General features: G+C 74.2%; 15 protein-coding genes. 1 reads left to right on the plus strand and 14 read right to left on the minus strand.

All coding sequences use genetic code 11. From position 1 onward, the window contains the following. Positions 1-49: 49 nt before the first annotated feature. The 6 genes from ABZ404_RS15555 to tsaB all read right to left on the minus strand — a co-directional run bounded on the left by ABZ404_RS15555 (position 50) and on the right by tsaB (position 4,031). Complete coding sequence (locus ABZ404_RS15555) at positions 50-406, minus strand: YciI family protein (RefSeq protein ID WP_358834208.1); 357 nt, start codon at positions 404-406, stop codon at positions 50-52. Between the two features lie 186 nt (positions 407-592). Next, positions 593-1,450, minus strand: coding sequence for a polysaccharide deacetylase family protein (locus ABZ404_RS15560; protein ID WP_358834209.1), 858 nt, complete (start codon positions 1,448-1,450; stop codon positions 593-595). A gap of 61 nt (positions 1,451-1,511) precedes the next feature. Further along, complete coding sequence (locus tag ABZ404_RS15565; protein WP_358834210.1) at positions 1,512-1,778, minus strand: hypothetical protein; 267 nt, start codon at positions 1,776-1,778, stop codon at positions 1,512-1,514. After that, positions 1,775-2,887: a tRNA (adenosine(37)-N6)-threonylcarbamoyltransferase complex transferase subunit TsaD gene (tsaD, locus tag ABZ404_RS15570; protein WP_358834211.1), complete on the minus strand. Its 1,113-nt coding sequence runs from the start codon at positions 2,885-2,887 to the stop codon at positions 1,775-1,777. Before tsaD ends, ABZ404_RS15565 begins: the two co-directional genes overlap by 4 nt. Continuing rightward, complete coding sequence (gene rimI, locus ABZ404_RS15575) at positions 2,887-3,360, minus strand: ribosomal protein S18-alanine N-acetyltransferase (RefSeq protein WP_358834230.1); 474 nt, start codon at positions 3,358-3,360, stop codon at positions 2,887-2,889. The genes tsaD and rimI overlap by 1 nt, the downstream gene beginning before the upstream one ends. A 17-nt stretch (positions 3,361-3,377) precedes the next feature. Then, positions 3,378-4,031, minus strand: coding sequence for a tRNA (adenosine(37)-N6)-threonylcarbamoyltransferase complex dimerization subunit type 1 TsaB (tsaB, locus tag ABZ404_RS15580; RefSeq protein ID WP_358834212.1), 654 nt, complete (start codon positions 4,029-4,031; stop codon positions 3,378-3,380). A 133-nt stretch (positions 4,032-4,164) separates the two neighbouring features. On the opposite strand from tsaB, the gene ABZ404_RS15585 reads away from it, so the two are divergent. Beyond that, positions 4,165-4,746: a hypothetical protein gene (locus ABZ404_RS15585; protein ID WP_358834213.1), complete on the plus strand. Its 582-nt coding sequence runs from the start codon at positions 4,165-4,167 to the stop codon at positions 4,744-4,746. A 101-nt stretch (positions 4,747-4,847) separates the two neighbouring features. Here ABZ404_RS15585 and ABZ404_RS15590 read toward each other — a convergent pair whose 3' ends face one another. The 8 genes from ABZ404_RS15590 to glmS form a co-directional block, all read right to left on the minus strand. Continuing rightward, the gene (locus ABZ404_RS15590) at positions 4,848-5,036 is read right to left on the minus strand and encodes a hypothetical protein (RefSeq protein ID WP_358834214.1); all 189 of its coding nucleotides are present in this window, start codon (positions 5,034-5,036) and stop codon (positions 4,848-4,850) included. 171 nt (positions 5,037-5,207) lie between these two features. Then, complete coding sequence (gene tsaE, locus ABZ404_RS15595) at positions 5,208-5,714, minus strand: tRNA (adenosine(37)-N6)-threonylcarbamoyltransferase complex ATPase subunit type 1 TsaE (RefSeq protein WP_358834215.1); 507 nt, start codon at positions 5,712-5,714, stop codon at positions 5,208-5,210. Beyond that, positions 5,686-6,897: an alpha/beta hydrolase gene (locus ABZ404_RS15600; RefSeq protein ID WP_358834216.1), complete on the minus strand. Its 1,212-nt coding sequence runs from the start codon at positions 6,895-6,897 to the stop codon at positions 5,686-5,688. The genes tsaE and ABZ404_RS15600 overlap by 29 nt, the downstream gene beginning before the upstream one ends. Positions 6,898-6,958: 61 nt before the next feature. Next, the gene (alr, locus tag ABZ404_RS15605) at positions 6,959-8,110 is read right to left on the minus strand and encodes an alanine racemase (RefSeq protein ID WP_358834231.1); all 1,152 of its coding nucleotides are present in this window, start codon (positions 8,108-8,110) and stop codon (positions 6,959-6,961) included. Between the two features lie 41 nt (positions 8,111-8,151). Further along, positions 8,152-9,147, minus strand: coding sequence for a L,D-transpeptidase family protein (locus ABZ404_RS15610; RefSeq protein ID WP_358834217.1), 996 nt, complete (start codon positions 9,145-9,147; stop codon positions 8,152-8,154). A 394-nt stretch (positions 9,148-9,541) separates the two neighbouring features. Continuing rightward, the gene (locus ABZ404_RS15615; protein ID WP_358834218.1) at positions 9,542-10,972 is read right to left on the minus strand and encodes an NAD(P)H-hydrate dehydratase; all 1,431 of its coding nucleotides are present in this window, start codon (positions 10,970-10,972) and stop codon (positions 9,542-9,544) included. A gap of 792 nt (positions 10,973-11,764) precedes the next feature. Then, the gene (locus ABZ404_RS15620; protein ID WP_358832960.1) at positions 11,765-12,133 is read right to left on the minus strand and encodes a holo-ACP synthase; all 369 of its coding nucleotides are present in this window, start codon (positions 12,131-12,133) and stop codon (positions 11,765-11,767) included. Beyond that, positions 12,130-13,977: a glutamine--fructose-6-phosphate transaminase (isomerizing) gene (gene glmS / locus ABZ404_RS15625; protein ID WP_358832961.1), complete on the minus strand. Its 1,848-nt coding sequence runs from the start codon at positions 13,975-13,977 to the stop codon at positions 12,130-12,132. Before glmS ends, ABZ404_RS15620 begins: the two co-directional genes overlap by 4 nt. Positions 13,978-14,077: the final 100 nt, after the last annotated feature.

Consider the following 14,077-nt stretch of genomic DNA (forward strand, 5'->3'; position numbering starts at 1 on the left):
TCGCCGTCCGCCGGGCACGCCGTCGTACGCGGACGGTCGGCCCCGACGGTCAGCCCTCGAAGATCTCGCGGATCTCGGAGGTGACCGTCCAGTGCTCCTCGTGGATCGTCAGGAACCGCTTGGCCCACTCGATCGCCTCGGCCATGTCCTTGCACTGCATGAGCGCGTAGCCGCCGACGACCTCCTTGGACTCGGTGAACGGCCCGTCGGTCGTCGAGAGCTTTCCGCCCGACCAGGTGACCCGGGTGCCCTGGGCCGTGGGGGTGAGCCCGGCGGTGTCGAGCAGGACGCCGGCCTTGGTCATCTCCTCGATCAGGGCGCCCATCCGCTGCATCAGCTCGGCGCTGGGGCCCTCGGCGGGGGCGTCGGCCTCGTTGATACGGACCATCGACAGGTAGCGCGGCATGGTGTTCTCCTCGGTGCGTCCGGACCGTGGTCCGGAGGGTGGCTGCGGGGCCGTTCCCCGCCTCTCACCCCTACGTCGAACGGCCGGGCCCGGATTCGACACCGCTCGGGAATTTTCCCCGAAGTTTTTTTCCGGAGTCTCCCGCGGCGCCCGCCGGGGTGCCTTCCGGGGCCCGCGCGGCCGGGCTCAGACGTAGTCCTCCAGGCGGGCCACCGCGAAGCCCTGCTCCTGTATGTGGCGGAGCATGTTCGCCGTCATCTCGGTCATCGTGTGGCCCTTGAGCTCGCTCCTGCCGCGGAAGTGGGCCAGGATCACGTCGCCGGGGTGCAGCTTCTTGTCGCCCCGCTGGTACTGCATGTTCTGGATCTGCATCGACTCGCGCCACAGCACGATCGCCTGGACGCCGCACGCCTTGGCCGCCGCGCGCGTGCCCTCGTTCCAGTTGCCGTACGGCGGCCGGAAGAGCCGGGGCGCCCTGCCGTACTCCTTGGCCAGCTTCTCCTGCTGGCCGCATATCTCGTGCTGCTGCCGGGCGCCGGACTCGGTGCGCAGGTTGGGGTGGGTCAGGGTGTGGTTCTGGATCGCGTTGCCGAGCTGCTGGAGCGGTTTGAAGTAGCCCTTGTCCGCGCTGATGGCCGCGTCGGTGAGGAACATCGTGAAGGGGACCTTGAGGTCCCGCATCATGTCGACGAACCTGGGGTCCTTCTCGGCCCCGTCGTCGAACGTCACGAAGACGACCTTCTCCTTGGTGGGGATGTCGCTGATCACCGGAACCTCGCCCGGCTTCGCCCGCACCGGCTTGCGCGCGGGCGGCGCGGGCGCCTCGGGCAGGGGCTTGAGACCCCACTTGCGGTACGCGGCCGCGCTCGCCACCCCGTCCTGGGCGCCCGGGGCGGGGGCGGAGGCCGGCGCGGAGGGCCTGGCGGACGTACCGCCGCTCTTCCGCGGGGCGGCCCCGGAGCCGCCGTCCGACGAGGAGCAGCCGGTGGCCGACAGCACCCCGGACAGGACCAGAACCGCCGCCGCCACGCTCTTCTTACCCACTGTGAACCAACCGTCCGAACTGCCGACCGATACGCCCTCTGCGTACAGATCGATGCGGAATTCAGGCCGGAGGTTCCACGCCGAGTGACTCGAAGCGCCAGCGGTGGACCGCCCTGGCCACCAACTCCCCGTCCGGTTCCGGCAGTTCGGGCAGCTCCGCGTCGTACGCCGCGTCCCACCAGGTGATCACGAGCACCCGGTCCTGCGGCGCCGCGAAGACCTCGCGGCGCACCGGCGCGTACGGCAGGGTCTGCGCGCGGGCCCAGGCGAGGAGCTCCCCGCCCCGGCCCTCCACCGCCCGCGCCTCCCACATCAGCGCGACCGTCACGGGTACAGGTTCTCCTTGCTGACCTCGTGCACGTGGTCGTGGTCGTGCGCGTGCCCGTGGCCCTGGGTGCCCGGCACATGAGGGTCCGTCACCGGCAGCGAGGAGTCCGCCGACAGGTCGAGGTCCGAGGCGGGCCGGTTGCGCGCCACCATCTCGGCGCCGAGCGCCGCCACCATCGCGCCGTTGTCGGTGCACAGCCCGGGGCGCGGCACCCGCAGCCGGATGCCGGCCTTCTCGCACCGCTCCTGGGCGAGCGCGCGCAGCCGCGAGTTGGCCGCGACGCCGCCGCCGATCATCAGATGGTCCACGCCCTCGTCCTTGCAGGCCCGGACCGCCTTGCGGGTCAGCACGTCGACCACGGCCTCCTGGAAGGAGGCGGCCACGTCCCGGACCGGCACCTCCTCGCCCGCGTTGCGCTTGGCCTCGATCCAGCGGGCCACGGCCGTCTTCAGCCCCGAGAAGGAGAAGTCGTACGCCGGGTCGCGCGAGCCGCTCAGGCCGCGCGGGAACGCGATCGCCGCCGGGTCGCCCTCCTTGGCGAGCCGGTCGATGACCGGACCCCCGGGGAAGCCCAGGTCGAGCACGCGCGCGATCTTGTCGAAGGCCTCGCCCGCCGCGTCGTCGATCGTCGCGCCCATGGGGCGCACGTCCGCGGTGATGTCCGGCGCCAGCAGCAGCGAGGAGTGGCCGCCGCTGACCAGCAGCGCCATCGTGGGCTCGGGCAGCGGCCCGTGCTCCAGCTGGTCCACGCAGATGTGCGAGGCCAGGTGGTTCACCCCGTACAGCGGCTTGTTCAGGGCGTACGCGTAGGCCTTGGCGGCCGAGACGCCGACGAGCAGCGCGCCCGCGAGGCCGGGGCCGGCCGTCACCGCGATGCCGTCGAGGTCCCGGGCGGAGACCCCGGCCGTCTTCAGGGCGCGCTCGATGGTGGGAACCATCGCCTCCAGGTGCGCGCGCGAGGCGATCTCGGGCACCACACCGCCGTACCGGGCGTGGGTGTCCACGCTGGACGCGACGGCGTCGGCGAGCAGCGTCGTGCCGCGCACGATGCCGACGCCCGTCTCGTCGCAGGAGGTCTCGATGCCGAGTACCAGCGGTTCGTCAGCCATCACTCAGTCTCTTCTGTTTCTCGGTCGTGTTCCTGGACGATCAGGCGCATCACGAGCGCGTCCACGTTGCCCGGCTGGTAGTAGCCCCGCCGGAATCCGATGGGTTCGAAGCCGAAGCGCTCGTACAGCTTCTGGGCCCGTGTGTTGTCGACCCGCACTTCGAGCAGGACCTCGTCGCACTCGAAGGCGGTGGCGTGCTTGAGCAGGTCGGTCAGGAGCCGGGCGCCCAGGCCCGTGCCCCACTGGTCGCGGGCCGCGGCGATGGTCTGGACGTCACCGAGGCCGCCGGCGGCCGCGAGGCCCGCGTAGCCGACCAGCCGGCCCGAGGCGTCCTCGGCGACCACGTAGCGGCGGGTGGCGCCCGGCCCCCTGGCGTGCGCGAGCTCCGACCAGAACATCCCCGCCGACCAGGCGTCCTCGGGGAACAGGTCGTGTTCGAGCGCGAGCACCGGTGCTATGTCCCACCAGCGCATCTCGCGGAGCACCACGCTCACCGCGGGGTGACCACCTTGTAGTTCTTGGGCACCTGGGCGTCCGGGCGGCGCAGATACAGCGGTGTGGGCGGCAGGAACGCCTCGCCCGCCGCGAGCCGCTCGGCGGCCAGCGACGCGAGCGCCGCAGCCGACTGGTGCTCGGGGCCGCGCGCGTCGGTGAACACCTCGGGGTAGAGCAGCGCGCCGGCGCCGACCGCCGGCACCCCGGCGACCTGCTCGGCGATGTCGGCGGGGCGGTCCACGGACGGCTCGCCCGCGCGGGTGCGGAAATCCTCGTAGCGGGCCCAGTAGACCTCCTTGCGGCGCGCGTCGGTGGCCACCACGAACGGCTCCTCGATACCGGAGGCGTAGGCGAGGCCGTCGAGCGTGCACAGGCCGTGGATGGGCACGCCGAGCACGGAGCCGAAGGTCGCGGCCGTCACCAGGCCGACGCGCAGTCCGGTGTAGGGGCCGGGGCCGACGCCGACGACCAGGTCCGTCACGGCGTCGAGCGTGAGCCCGGCCTCCGCGAGCACCTGGTGGACGGCGGGCAGCAGCAGCTCCCCGTGGCGGCGGGCGTCCACCCGGCTGGTCTCGGCGACGACGTCGGTGCCGTCGTGCAGGGCGACGGTCACGGCGGGAGTGGCGGTATCAACGGCGAGCAAGAGCACGCGAACAGCCTACGGCCACGGCGCCGGGGGCACGGCGTCCCGCCCCCGCCGCCACCGGCTGCTACCGTCAGCCGCAGATATGACCGCAGGCTTGTACGTCTTGCGGCCGGTACGGACGAAAGGGGCGAGCCAGGTGGCAAGGAGCAGCTCGGGATTTGTGGCCGGGCTCACCGCGGCGGCACTCGCGGTGGTCGGCTTCCTCGCCTATCAGGCGTCGGCGAACGCCCCCTCCAAGGCCGATCTGGCAGCTCCCGGCACCACCGTCTCGCCCGCCCCGAGCGCGTCCACGGCGACGCCCAAGGGGAAGTCGCCCGCGAAGAACCCGGCGGCGCTGCCGCCGAACTCGGGCGTCGGGCCGCGCGTCGTCTATTCGCTGGGCGCCAAGCGCGTCTGGCTGGTGGGCACCAAGACCCTCAAGGGCCTGCCGCCCAAGACCTTCGAGGTCATGCCGTCGACGGTCAGCCCCAAGCCGGGCAACTACGCGGTGACCTCGCGCGCCGCCTCCGTCCCCGGCTCGGACGGCGTGCCGATCGAGCACGTGGTGCGGTTCGCCACCGTGGACTCCGTGACCATCGGCTTCAGCGCGGCGGTCGACGGCAAGCTGGCCAGCCCCGCCCCGGGCAAGCGCACCGGCGGCATCCGGATGAAGCGCGAGGACGGCAACGCGCTCTGGACGTTCGCCACGATCGGCTCGAAGATCGTCGTGGTGCCGTAGGGCGCGTCGGCGGGCCTGCTGACGCACCCCTGGTCTGCCTCTGACGTACCCCTGCCCTACCGCTGACGTACCGCGAGGAACACCCGCACGAGTGATACGGGTCAGGCGGCGTCGCGCCGCGCGCCGCTCTTCTCGGCCGGTTCCGCCGCCTCGGGCGGCTCGGTCGCGTCCGTCTCCGTCCGCCGCGGTGGCGTCGAGACGGCGCTCGCCGCCGCGCAGGAGGCCAGCAGATCGTTCATGGACACACCCTGCGTGCGCCGCGGCTGCGCTTGGCGCTCCGACACGGTCATGGCGGCCTCCCGGCTCCTGGAGAAGGCGTGGTTAGGTAGACCTAACCAGGTCTCTCCCCCCATGTGACCACGGTCGGCGGGACCCGCGCAACATTTTGCCGACGGCTTGTCGGAACGTACGTCGCTTGTCGGAACGCACGTCTCCCGCGCGTCCCGCCCCTCCGCGGACGGCTACAGGGCGTCGATCCCGGCGCCCGACCACCGGGTACCCAGACCCGTGACGGTCACCACCCGCCGGTCGTCGTCCGTTTCGCCGACCACCCGGTCGATGACCACGTGCAGCCGGTCGTCGGAGAGCTCCTCCACCTTGCCGTCGCCCCACTCCACGACGACCACGGAGTCGGGCAGCGAGACGTCGAGGTCGAGGTCCTCCATCTCGTCCAGACCGCCCCCCAGCCGGTACGCGTCCACGTGCACCAGGGCCGGGCCGCCGGTCAGCGAGGGGTGGACGCGGGCGATCACGAAGGTCGGGGAGGTCACCGCGCCGCGCACGCCCAGGCCCTCGCCCAGGCCGCGCGCCAGCGTCGTCTTGCCCGCGCCGAGCTCGCCGGTGAGCAGGACGAGGTCGCCGGGGCGGAGCAGTTTCGCGATACGGCGGCCCAACTCCTGCATCTCGGCGGGCGAGTCGAGGGTGAGCCGGGTCATGGCCTCACTGGCCTGGGTGTGCGGTGCTTCCATACGTGCCAACGTTAGTCGCCTCCGGCACCGCGCCGACGCGCACCAGGAGGTCCGCCAGCCGGTCGGTGACCGTCTCGGGGTGCTCCAGCATCACCAGGTGCCCGCCGTCGGGCACGATGACCAGCTCGGCGTCGGGCAGCAGGTCCGCGATGGACTCGCTGTGCGAGCTGGGCGTGACCAGGTCGCGGTCGCCGGCCAGGACGAGCGCGGGCACCTCGGCGAAGACCTGGAGCGCCGCCTCCTTGTCGTGGTCGTCGAAGGCGGGGTAGAACTCCGCCACCACGTCGATCGGCGTCCCCTCGATCATCCGCTCCGCGAACCGGGCCACCGCCGGGTCCACGTCCCGGGAGGAGAACGAGTACCGCTTGATCATCCCGGCGAAGAGGTCGGCCGTGGCCCGCCGCCCCCGCTCCACCAGCTCCGCCTGCGAACCGAGCGCCTTGAGCACCCCGGGCAGGACCCGGCGGACCATGGTGACCCCCGCCACCGGCAGGCCGTAGCTGACCTCGCCCAGCCGGCCGGAGGAGGTGCCGACGAAGGCGGCGCCGACGACCCGGTCGCGGATCAGCTCCGGGTACTGGTCGGCGAGCGCCATCACCGTCATCCCGCCCATCGAGTGCCCCACGAGCACCAGCGGCCCCTCGGGGGCGGCCGCGTCCAGGACCGCCTTGAGGTCCCGGCCCAGCTGGTCGATGGTGACGGGCCTGCCCTGTGTCTGCCCCTCGCCGCGCGCCGAGCGGCCGTGGCTGCGCTGGTCCCAGTGGACGGTCCGCACGACCCCGCGCAGCGCGGCCCGCTGGAAGTGCCAGGCGTCCTGGCTCAGACAGAAGCCGTGCGAGAAGACCACGGTGACGGGCGCGGGCGCCTTGCGCCCGAACAGCCGCCGCTTGCGCGCCCCGTGGGCCGTGGCGGACGGCTCGGCCTCGTCGACCTCGTAGTAGAGCGCGGTGCCGTCGTCGGCGTAGGCGCGCCCCGGTGTACCGCGCAGCGCGCCGTACGGCCCCGTCGCGTCCAGCGCCAGACGCGCCTTCTTGCGCATCCCGCGCCCGACGGTGAGCCGCTCCACCGCGACCCCGGCCGCGGCCCCCGCCGCCACCACGCCTATCGCCGCGCCGGCCAGACCCGCCCGGCGCCAGCTGCCCGCGGCCGCCCGCACCGCGTCCCCCGTGCTGGTCTCGCTCACCGTGCCGCTCCTTGTGGTCCAGGTCCCCGTGGCCGCCCCCGCGGATCCGGCCGCCGGGGGTTCAGCTGTCGGTACTCTCGTCGCCCTCGTCCAGATAGACGCGGGGTACCCGCGAACCGATCCGCGTGACGATCTCGTACGCGATGGTGTCCGCGGCCCGCGCCCAGTCCTCGGCGGTCGGCTCGCCCCGGTCCCCGGGCCCGAACAGGACCGCCTCCGCGCCCGGCTCCACGCTGTCCCCGTCGAGGTCGACCACGAACTGGTCCATGGCGACCCGCCCCGCCACCGTCCGCACCTTCCCGCCGAGCAGCACGGGCCCGCGCCCGGAGGCGTGCCGCGGAATGCCGTCGGCGTACCCGAGCGGGACCAGCGCGAGGCTGGTCTCCTCCTGGGTGACGTAGTGGTGCCCGTAGCTCACGCCGTGCCCCGCCGGGACCTGCTTGGCCAGCGCCACGGACGCGGCGAGCGTCATCACCGGCCGCAGCCCGAAGTCGCCCGGGGTGCCGAGCTCGGGCGCCGGGCTGACGCCGTACATGGCGATACCGGTCCGTACCAGGTCGAAGTGGGATTCGGGCAGGGTGAGGGTCGCCGGGGAGTTGGCGATGTGCCGCACCTCGGGCTCGATCCCCGCCTTCTCGGCGTACGCGACCAGCTCGCGGAAGAGGGTGAGCTGGGCGGCGATGGAGGGATGGCCGGGCTCGTCGGCGCAGGCGAAGTGCGACCAGAGGCCGGTGACGCGGACCTCGGGGGTGGCCAGGGCCTCCCGGACGAGCTCGGGCCAGTCGGCGGGCTGGCAGCCGTTGCGCCCGAGCCCGGTGTCGGCCTTGAGCTGGATCCGGGCGACGCGCCCGGCCGCGCGGGCGGCCTCGGTGACCTCCCGCAGGGCCCACATCCCGCTCACCGACACGTCGATGTCGGCCTCGACCGCCTCGCGCCAGGGCCCGCCGGGCGTCCACAGCCAGCACAGCATCCGCCCGCCGATCCCGGCCGCCCGCAGCGCGAGCGCCTCCTGCGGGGTGGCGGTGCCGACCCAGGCGGCGCCCGCCTCGATCGCGGCCCGGGCGCAGGGCAGCGCGCCGTGCCCGTACGCGTCCGCCTTCACGACGGCCATGAGCTGCGCGCCGGGGGTACGGGCGCGCAGCGCACGGACGTTGGCGCGCAGGGCGGCCAGATCGATCTCGGCGCGGGCTCGGGTGTGCACGGTCTGCGTCATCGCGGTCATCGCGCCCAGTCTCTCAGAGCTGCGCCCCCGCCTCAGGCGCCGGGCCTGTGGCCCCAGATGTGGACCGGGTCACCCTTGCGCAGGACGCCCCACAGCCGCTTGGCGTCCGAGTACGTCAGGTTGACGCATCCGCGGGAGCCGACGGTGGAGTAGATGTTGTCGTAGATGGCGTGGAACGCCTGCCCGCCGCTGAAGAACTGCGCGTACGGCATGGGGGCGTGGTAGATGGTCGACCAGTGGTTCTTGTGGCGCCAGTAGACGGGGTAGGTGCCGGTACGGGTGGCGAAGCCGGGCCGTCCGCTGCGCACGGCGACGGGCCCGAAGAGGACGTCTCCCTTCCCCTTGCCCTTCCCTCCCCTCTGCACCCACATGATCTGCCGGTCGAGGTCGACGCAGGCGGTCCTGGCCTTGCGGGCCGGGCAGCGCCCGGCGGCGTCGGGGCGGTCCCGGGCGGCCAGCAGCCGCATGGTGCCCCAGGTGGCGGGCCCGGCGAAGCCGCTGTCCGGGCGGATGCCGTGGGTGGTCTGGAAGCGGCGGATCGCGGCGCAGTCGGCGGCGGACTGCTTCCCGTCGACGGCCAGCTTCAGCCACCGCTCGACCTGCCGCTGATACGGCCCGGCCCGCCGGCTGCACGCGGTGACGCCGACCTCGTTGACGGGCACGTACTCGACGATCCGCTCCACCCCGGCGCCCGGCGCGGCGGGCTCGACGGCCTCCTCGGCGGCACTGGGCTCGTACACGAGCGGCGGGAGCGCCTGGTCCGGGGTGTCCATGGGGTACGCGGGCTGCCCCGGGTCACGGGGCACGCCGGGGACGAGGGCGTCGAGGGCGGTCTCGGGGGTGGTCTCGGGGGCGGGCGCGGCGGGGGCCGGGGCGGCGGGGGCGGCGGCGGGGCCGGGGCGCGGGGGGATGGGGTAGGCGGCGCCGCAGAGGGTGAGGGCGGCGGTGAGGGCGAGGGTGAGGTGGAGGGGGGTGCGGGTGCGTCTGGGGCGGGAGGGGCCGGGGGTGGGGGGTCGTTGTGGGGTCATGGGGTCAGGGAAGCGGGTGGGGGGTGAGGGGTGGGGGTGGCGCGCGGGTGGGCGGGGTGTGTTTCCCCCGCCCCGCCCCTTCCCTGAACCCTCCGGGGGCGGGGGCGGGCGGGCGAAGGTGTGTTTCCAGGGGGCTACGCCCCCGGACCCCCTGACGGGGCCACGCCCCGGGCCCGCTTCCCGGCGCGGACCGTGAGGGGGCACCCGGGCGGTTCCCGCAGAAAGACACGGGCCTCCAGGGGGCCCACTCGCCGCCGAGCGGAGGCAACCTCCCAAGGGGCGCGGGGAACTGCGCGCCCAGCCCAAGCCGGCCCGCGGACGAACACCGGCCCCCGGGGGGCCCACTGCACGCCCGAGCCGGAGGCAACCCCCTCCGGCAGAGGCCAGGCCGCAGTCAGCCCCGCACGTCCCCCCACGCCCCCGCCACAGCCTCCGCCACCTCCGAGGCCCGTACCGGGGCCCCCCGGGCCGCCCGGCGTGCGGCCAGACCGTGGAGGTAGGCCGCCGCCGACGCCGCGTCCCGGGCCTCCAGACCCGCCGCCAGCAGCGAGCCCGCCAGGCCCGAGAGGACGTCGCCGCTGCCCGCCGTGGCGAGCCAGGGCGTTCCCGTCGGGTTGACGCGGACCGGGGTGCGGCCGTCCGGGTCCGCGACGAGGGTGGTCGAGCCCTTGAGGAGGACGGTCGCGCCGTACCGGTCGGCCAGCGCGCGTACGGAACGCAGCCGCGCCCCCTCCACCTCCGCCCGGCTCACCCCGAGCAGCGCCGCCGCCTCCCCGGCGTGCGGGGTGAGCAGCGTCGGCGCGGTCCTCGCCCGTACCGCCGCCGCGTCCAGGCCCCGCAGCCCGTCCGCGTCGACCAGGACCGGAACGTCCGAGGCCAGCACGTCGTCCACCCCGGGGGCGTCCCCGAGGCCGGGGCCGGCGACCCAGGCCTGGACGCGGCCCGCCCCGGCCGGGGGGCCCGCCGAGACCAGCGTCTCGGGGAAGCGGGCGATGACGGCGTCGGCGGCGTGCCCGACGTACCGTACGGCCCCCGCACCGCCGTGCAGCGCGCCCGCCACCGCGAGCACGGCCGCGCCGGGGTACCGCGCGGATCCGGCGACGACGCCGACGACGCCGCGCCGGTACTTGTCGCTCTCACCCGTCGGCGCGGGCAGCAGTCGCGCCACGTCGGCGTGGTGCAGCGCCTCGCAGTCCGGGACGGAGGGGAGGTACGGTCCGAGGCCGATGTCGACGAGGCGCACGGCACCGGTGTACGCGTACGCCGGGTCGATCAGCAGCCCCGGCTTGTACGCGCCGAACGTGACCGTCGCGTCCGCGTGCAGCGCCTCCCCCAGGACCTCCCCACTGTCCGCCTCGACCCCGCTGGGGAGGTCGACGGCGACGACGAGGGCGTTCGAGCCGCGGGCGGCACGGGCGATCGGAACGGCGTCGGGGCGCAGCCCGCCGTGGCCGCCGATGCCGGTGATGCCGTCGAGGACGAGGTCGGCGGTGGCGAGTACGTCGTACGGATCGTCGGTGACGCGGCCTCCGGCGCGCAGGAGCGCGGCGAGGCCGTCGGGGTGGGCGCGGTCGGGGGCGAGCAGCACGGCGGTGACGCCCGCGCCGCGGCGGGCCAGGCGGGCTCCGGCGTACAGGGCGTCCCCGCCGTTGTCGCCGCTCCCGGCGAGGACGACGACACGGGAGCCGTACACCCGCCCGAGCATCCCCGCGCAGGCGGCGGCCAGTCCGGCGGCGGCGCGCTGCATGAGGGTGCCGGGAGGGAGTCGGGCCATGAGCTCCCGCTCGGCGGCGCGGACGGTCTCGACGCGGTAGGCGATACGCATGGGGCCAGCCTTCCCAATCCGGGGGTGGGGTGCCAGTGGGGGCCGGTGGTTGTTGTCTGCGGGTTGCCTCCGGCTCGGGCGTGGGGGGGTCCCGGGGGCCGGTGTCTGTCTGCGGGCCGGCTCAGGCTGAGCGCGCAGTTCCCCGCGCCCCTTCAGGGGGTTGCCACCGGCTCGGGAATGGCGGTGAGGTCCCGGGGGCCGGTGTCTGTCTGCGGGCCGGCTCGGGCTGAGCGCGCAGTTCCCCGCGCCCCTTCAGGGGGTTGCCACCGGCTCGGGAATGGCGGTGAGGTCCCGGGGGCCGGTGTCTGTCCGCGGGCCGGCTCGGGCTGAGCGCGCAGTTCCCCGCGCCCCTTCAGGCGGTTGCCACCGGCTCGGGAATGGCGGTGAGGTCCCGGGGGCCGGTGTCTGTCCGCAGACCGGCTTCGGCTGAGCGCGCAGTTCCCCGCGCCCCTTCAGGGGGTTGCCACCGCTCGGCCGCGAGTAGGCCCTCCAGAGGCCCATGTCTGTCTGCCGGCCGGCTTCAGTTACGCGCGCAGTTCCCCGCGCCCCTGCGCGGTCCGCCCCCTCCACGCCGCAAGAGCACAACCCCCCAGGGGCGCGGGGAACTGCGCGGCCAGCCCCCACTCACCCGCACACAAAGCCCAGGCCAGACACCCCCACCACCCCGCGCCCCTGAGGGGTCCGCCCCCTCCGCGCCGCAGGAGCACAACCCCCCAGGGGCGCGGGGAACTGCGCGCTCAGCCCCCACTCACCCGCAGACAAAGCCCGGGCCAGACACCGCCCCCTCCCCCCTCACCCCTCCGCGATCACCACCGCCGACGCCACCCCCGCGTCATGGCTCAACGACACGTGCCACCCCCGCACCCCCAGCTCCTCCGCCCGGGCCGCCACGCTCCCCCGTACCCGCAGCCGCGGCTGCCCGCTCTCCTCCACGTACACCTCCGCGTCCGTCCAGCGCAGTCCGGCCGGGGCGCCCAGGGCCTTCGCCAGGGCCTCCTTCGCCGCGAAGCGGACCGCCAGGGACGCCGTCCCCCGCCGCTCCCCGCTCGGCAGCAGCAGCTCGTCCTCCACGAACAGGCGGTCGAGGAGGCCCGGCGTCCGGCGCAGGGACTCCCCGAAGCGTTCGACCTCGGCCACGTCGATACCCACCCCGATGATCATTCGACCGTGACCGACTTCGCGAGGTTGCGCGGCTGGTCCACCTCGTTGCCCCGCGCCGTGGCCAGCTCGCAGGCGAAGACCTGGAGCGGGACCGTGGCGACCAGCGGCTGGAGCAGCGTCGGCGTGGCGGGGATGCGGATCAGATGGTCCGCGTACGGCACCACCGCCTCGTCGCCGACCTCCGCGATCACGATCGTCCGCGCCCCCCGCGCCCTGATCTCCTGGATGTTCGACACGATCTTGTCGTGGAGCACCGAACGCCCCCGCGGCGACGGCACCACGACCACCACCGGCAGGTCCGGCTCGATCAGCGCGATCGGGCCGTGCTTGAGCTCGCCCGCCGCGAACCCCTCCGCGTGCATATAGGCGAGCTCCTTGAGCTTGAGCGCGCCCTCCAGCGCCACCGGATAGCCCACATGACGGCCCAGGAACAGCACGGTGTTCTTGGCCGCGAGCGAGCGCGCCAGCTCCCGCACCGGCTCCATCGTCTCCAGCACCTGGTCGACGTCGCGCGCGATCGACGCCAGGTCCCGGATCACCGCCCGGATCTCGTCGCCCCACTTCGTGCCGCGCACCTGCCCCAGGTACAGCGCGACCAGGTAGCAGGCGACCAGCTGGGTCAGGAACGCCTTCGTGGACGCGACGGCGACCTCCGGGCCCGCGTGCGTGTACAGCACCGCGTCGGACTCGCGCGGGATCGTCGACCCGTTGGTGTTGCAGACGGCCAGCACCTTCGCGCCCTGCTCGCGCGCGTGCCGCAGCGCCATCAGGGTGTCCATGGTCTCGCCGGACTGCGAGATCGCGATCACCAGCGTGCGCCGGTCGAGGATCGGGTCGCGGTAGCGGAACTCGCTGGCCAGCTCGGTCTCGCACGGGATCCGCGTCCAGTGCTCGATCGCCAGCTTGGCGATCATGCCCGCGTGGTACGCCGTACCGCACGCGACGATCACGACCTTGTCGACCTCGCGCAGCTCCGCCGCCGGGATGCGGACCTCGTCGAGGGTCAGCGAACCCGCGCCGTCGATGCGGCCGAGCAGCGTATCGGCCACGGCCTTGGGCTGCTCGGCGATCTCCTTGAGCATGAAGTAGTCATAGCCCCCCTTCTCCGCGGCCGACGCGTCCCAGTCCACGTGGTACGACCGCACCTGTGCGGGAGCCCCGTCGAAGTCGGTGACCGACACACCGTCCCGCCGCAGCTCCACGACCTGGTCCTGGCCCAGCTCGATCGCGGACCGCGTGTGGGCGATGAACGCGGCCACGTCCGAGGCGAGGAAGGACTCACCCTCTCCAACGCCCACCACCAGCGGGGAGTTCCGCCGCGCCCCGACCACCACGTCCGGCTCGTCGGCGTGCACCGCGACCAGCGTGAACGCCCCGTCCAGCCGCCTGCACACCTGCCGCATCGCCTCGGCCAGGTCCTCGGTCGAGGAGTACGCCTCGGCCAGCAGATGCGCCACGACCTCGGTGTCCGTCTCGGAGGCCAGCGCGTGGCCGCGCTCCTCCAGCTCCGCCCGCAGCGCCGCGAAGTTCTCGATGATCCCGTTGTGGACGACCGCGACCCGGCCCGCGTTGTCGAGGTGCGGGTGGGCGTTGGCGTCCGTCGGCCCGCCGTGGGTGGCCCAGCGGGTGTGCCCGATACCGGTGGAACCGCTCGGCAGCGGCCGGTCCACCAGGGCCTTCTCCAGGTTGACGAGCTTGCCGGCCTTCTTGGCCGCGGCCAGCCCGCCGTCGGCGAGGACCGCGACCCCGGCCGAGTCGTAACCCCGGTATTCGAGCCGCTTCAGCCCGGCGATGACAACATCGAGCGCTGACTGCGCTCCCACGTACCCGACGATTCCGCACATGGCGGCAGCCTACGACCGCCGGGCCGCGAAACGGGCCCACTCCCGCGGCCCGCCCCCGCGGTGCGCCGCGTGACCCACCCCACCCCCCACATCCGGCCGC

The sequence above is a fragment of the Streptomyces sp. NPDC005878 genome (genome assembly GCF_040629815.1).
In the GTDB taxonomy this organism is placed as follows: domain Bacteria; phylum Actinomycetota; class Actinomycetes; order Streptomycetales; family Streptomycetaceae; genus Streptomyces.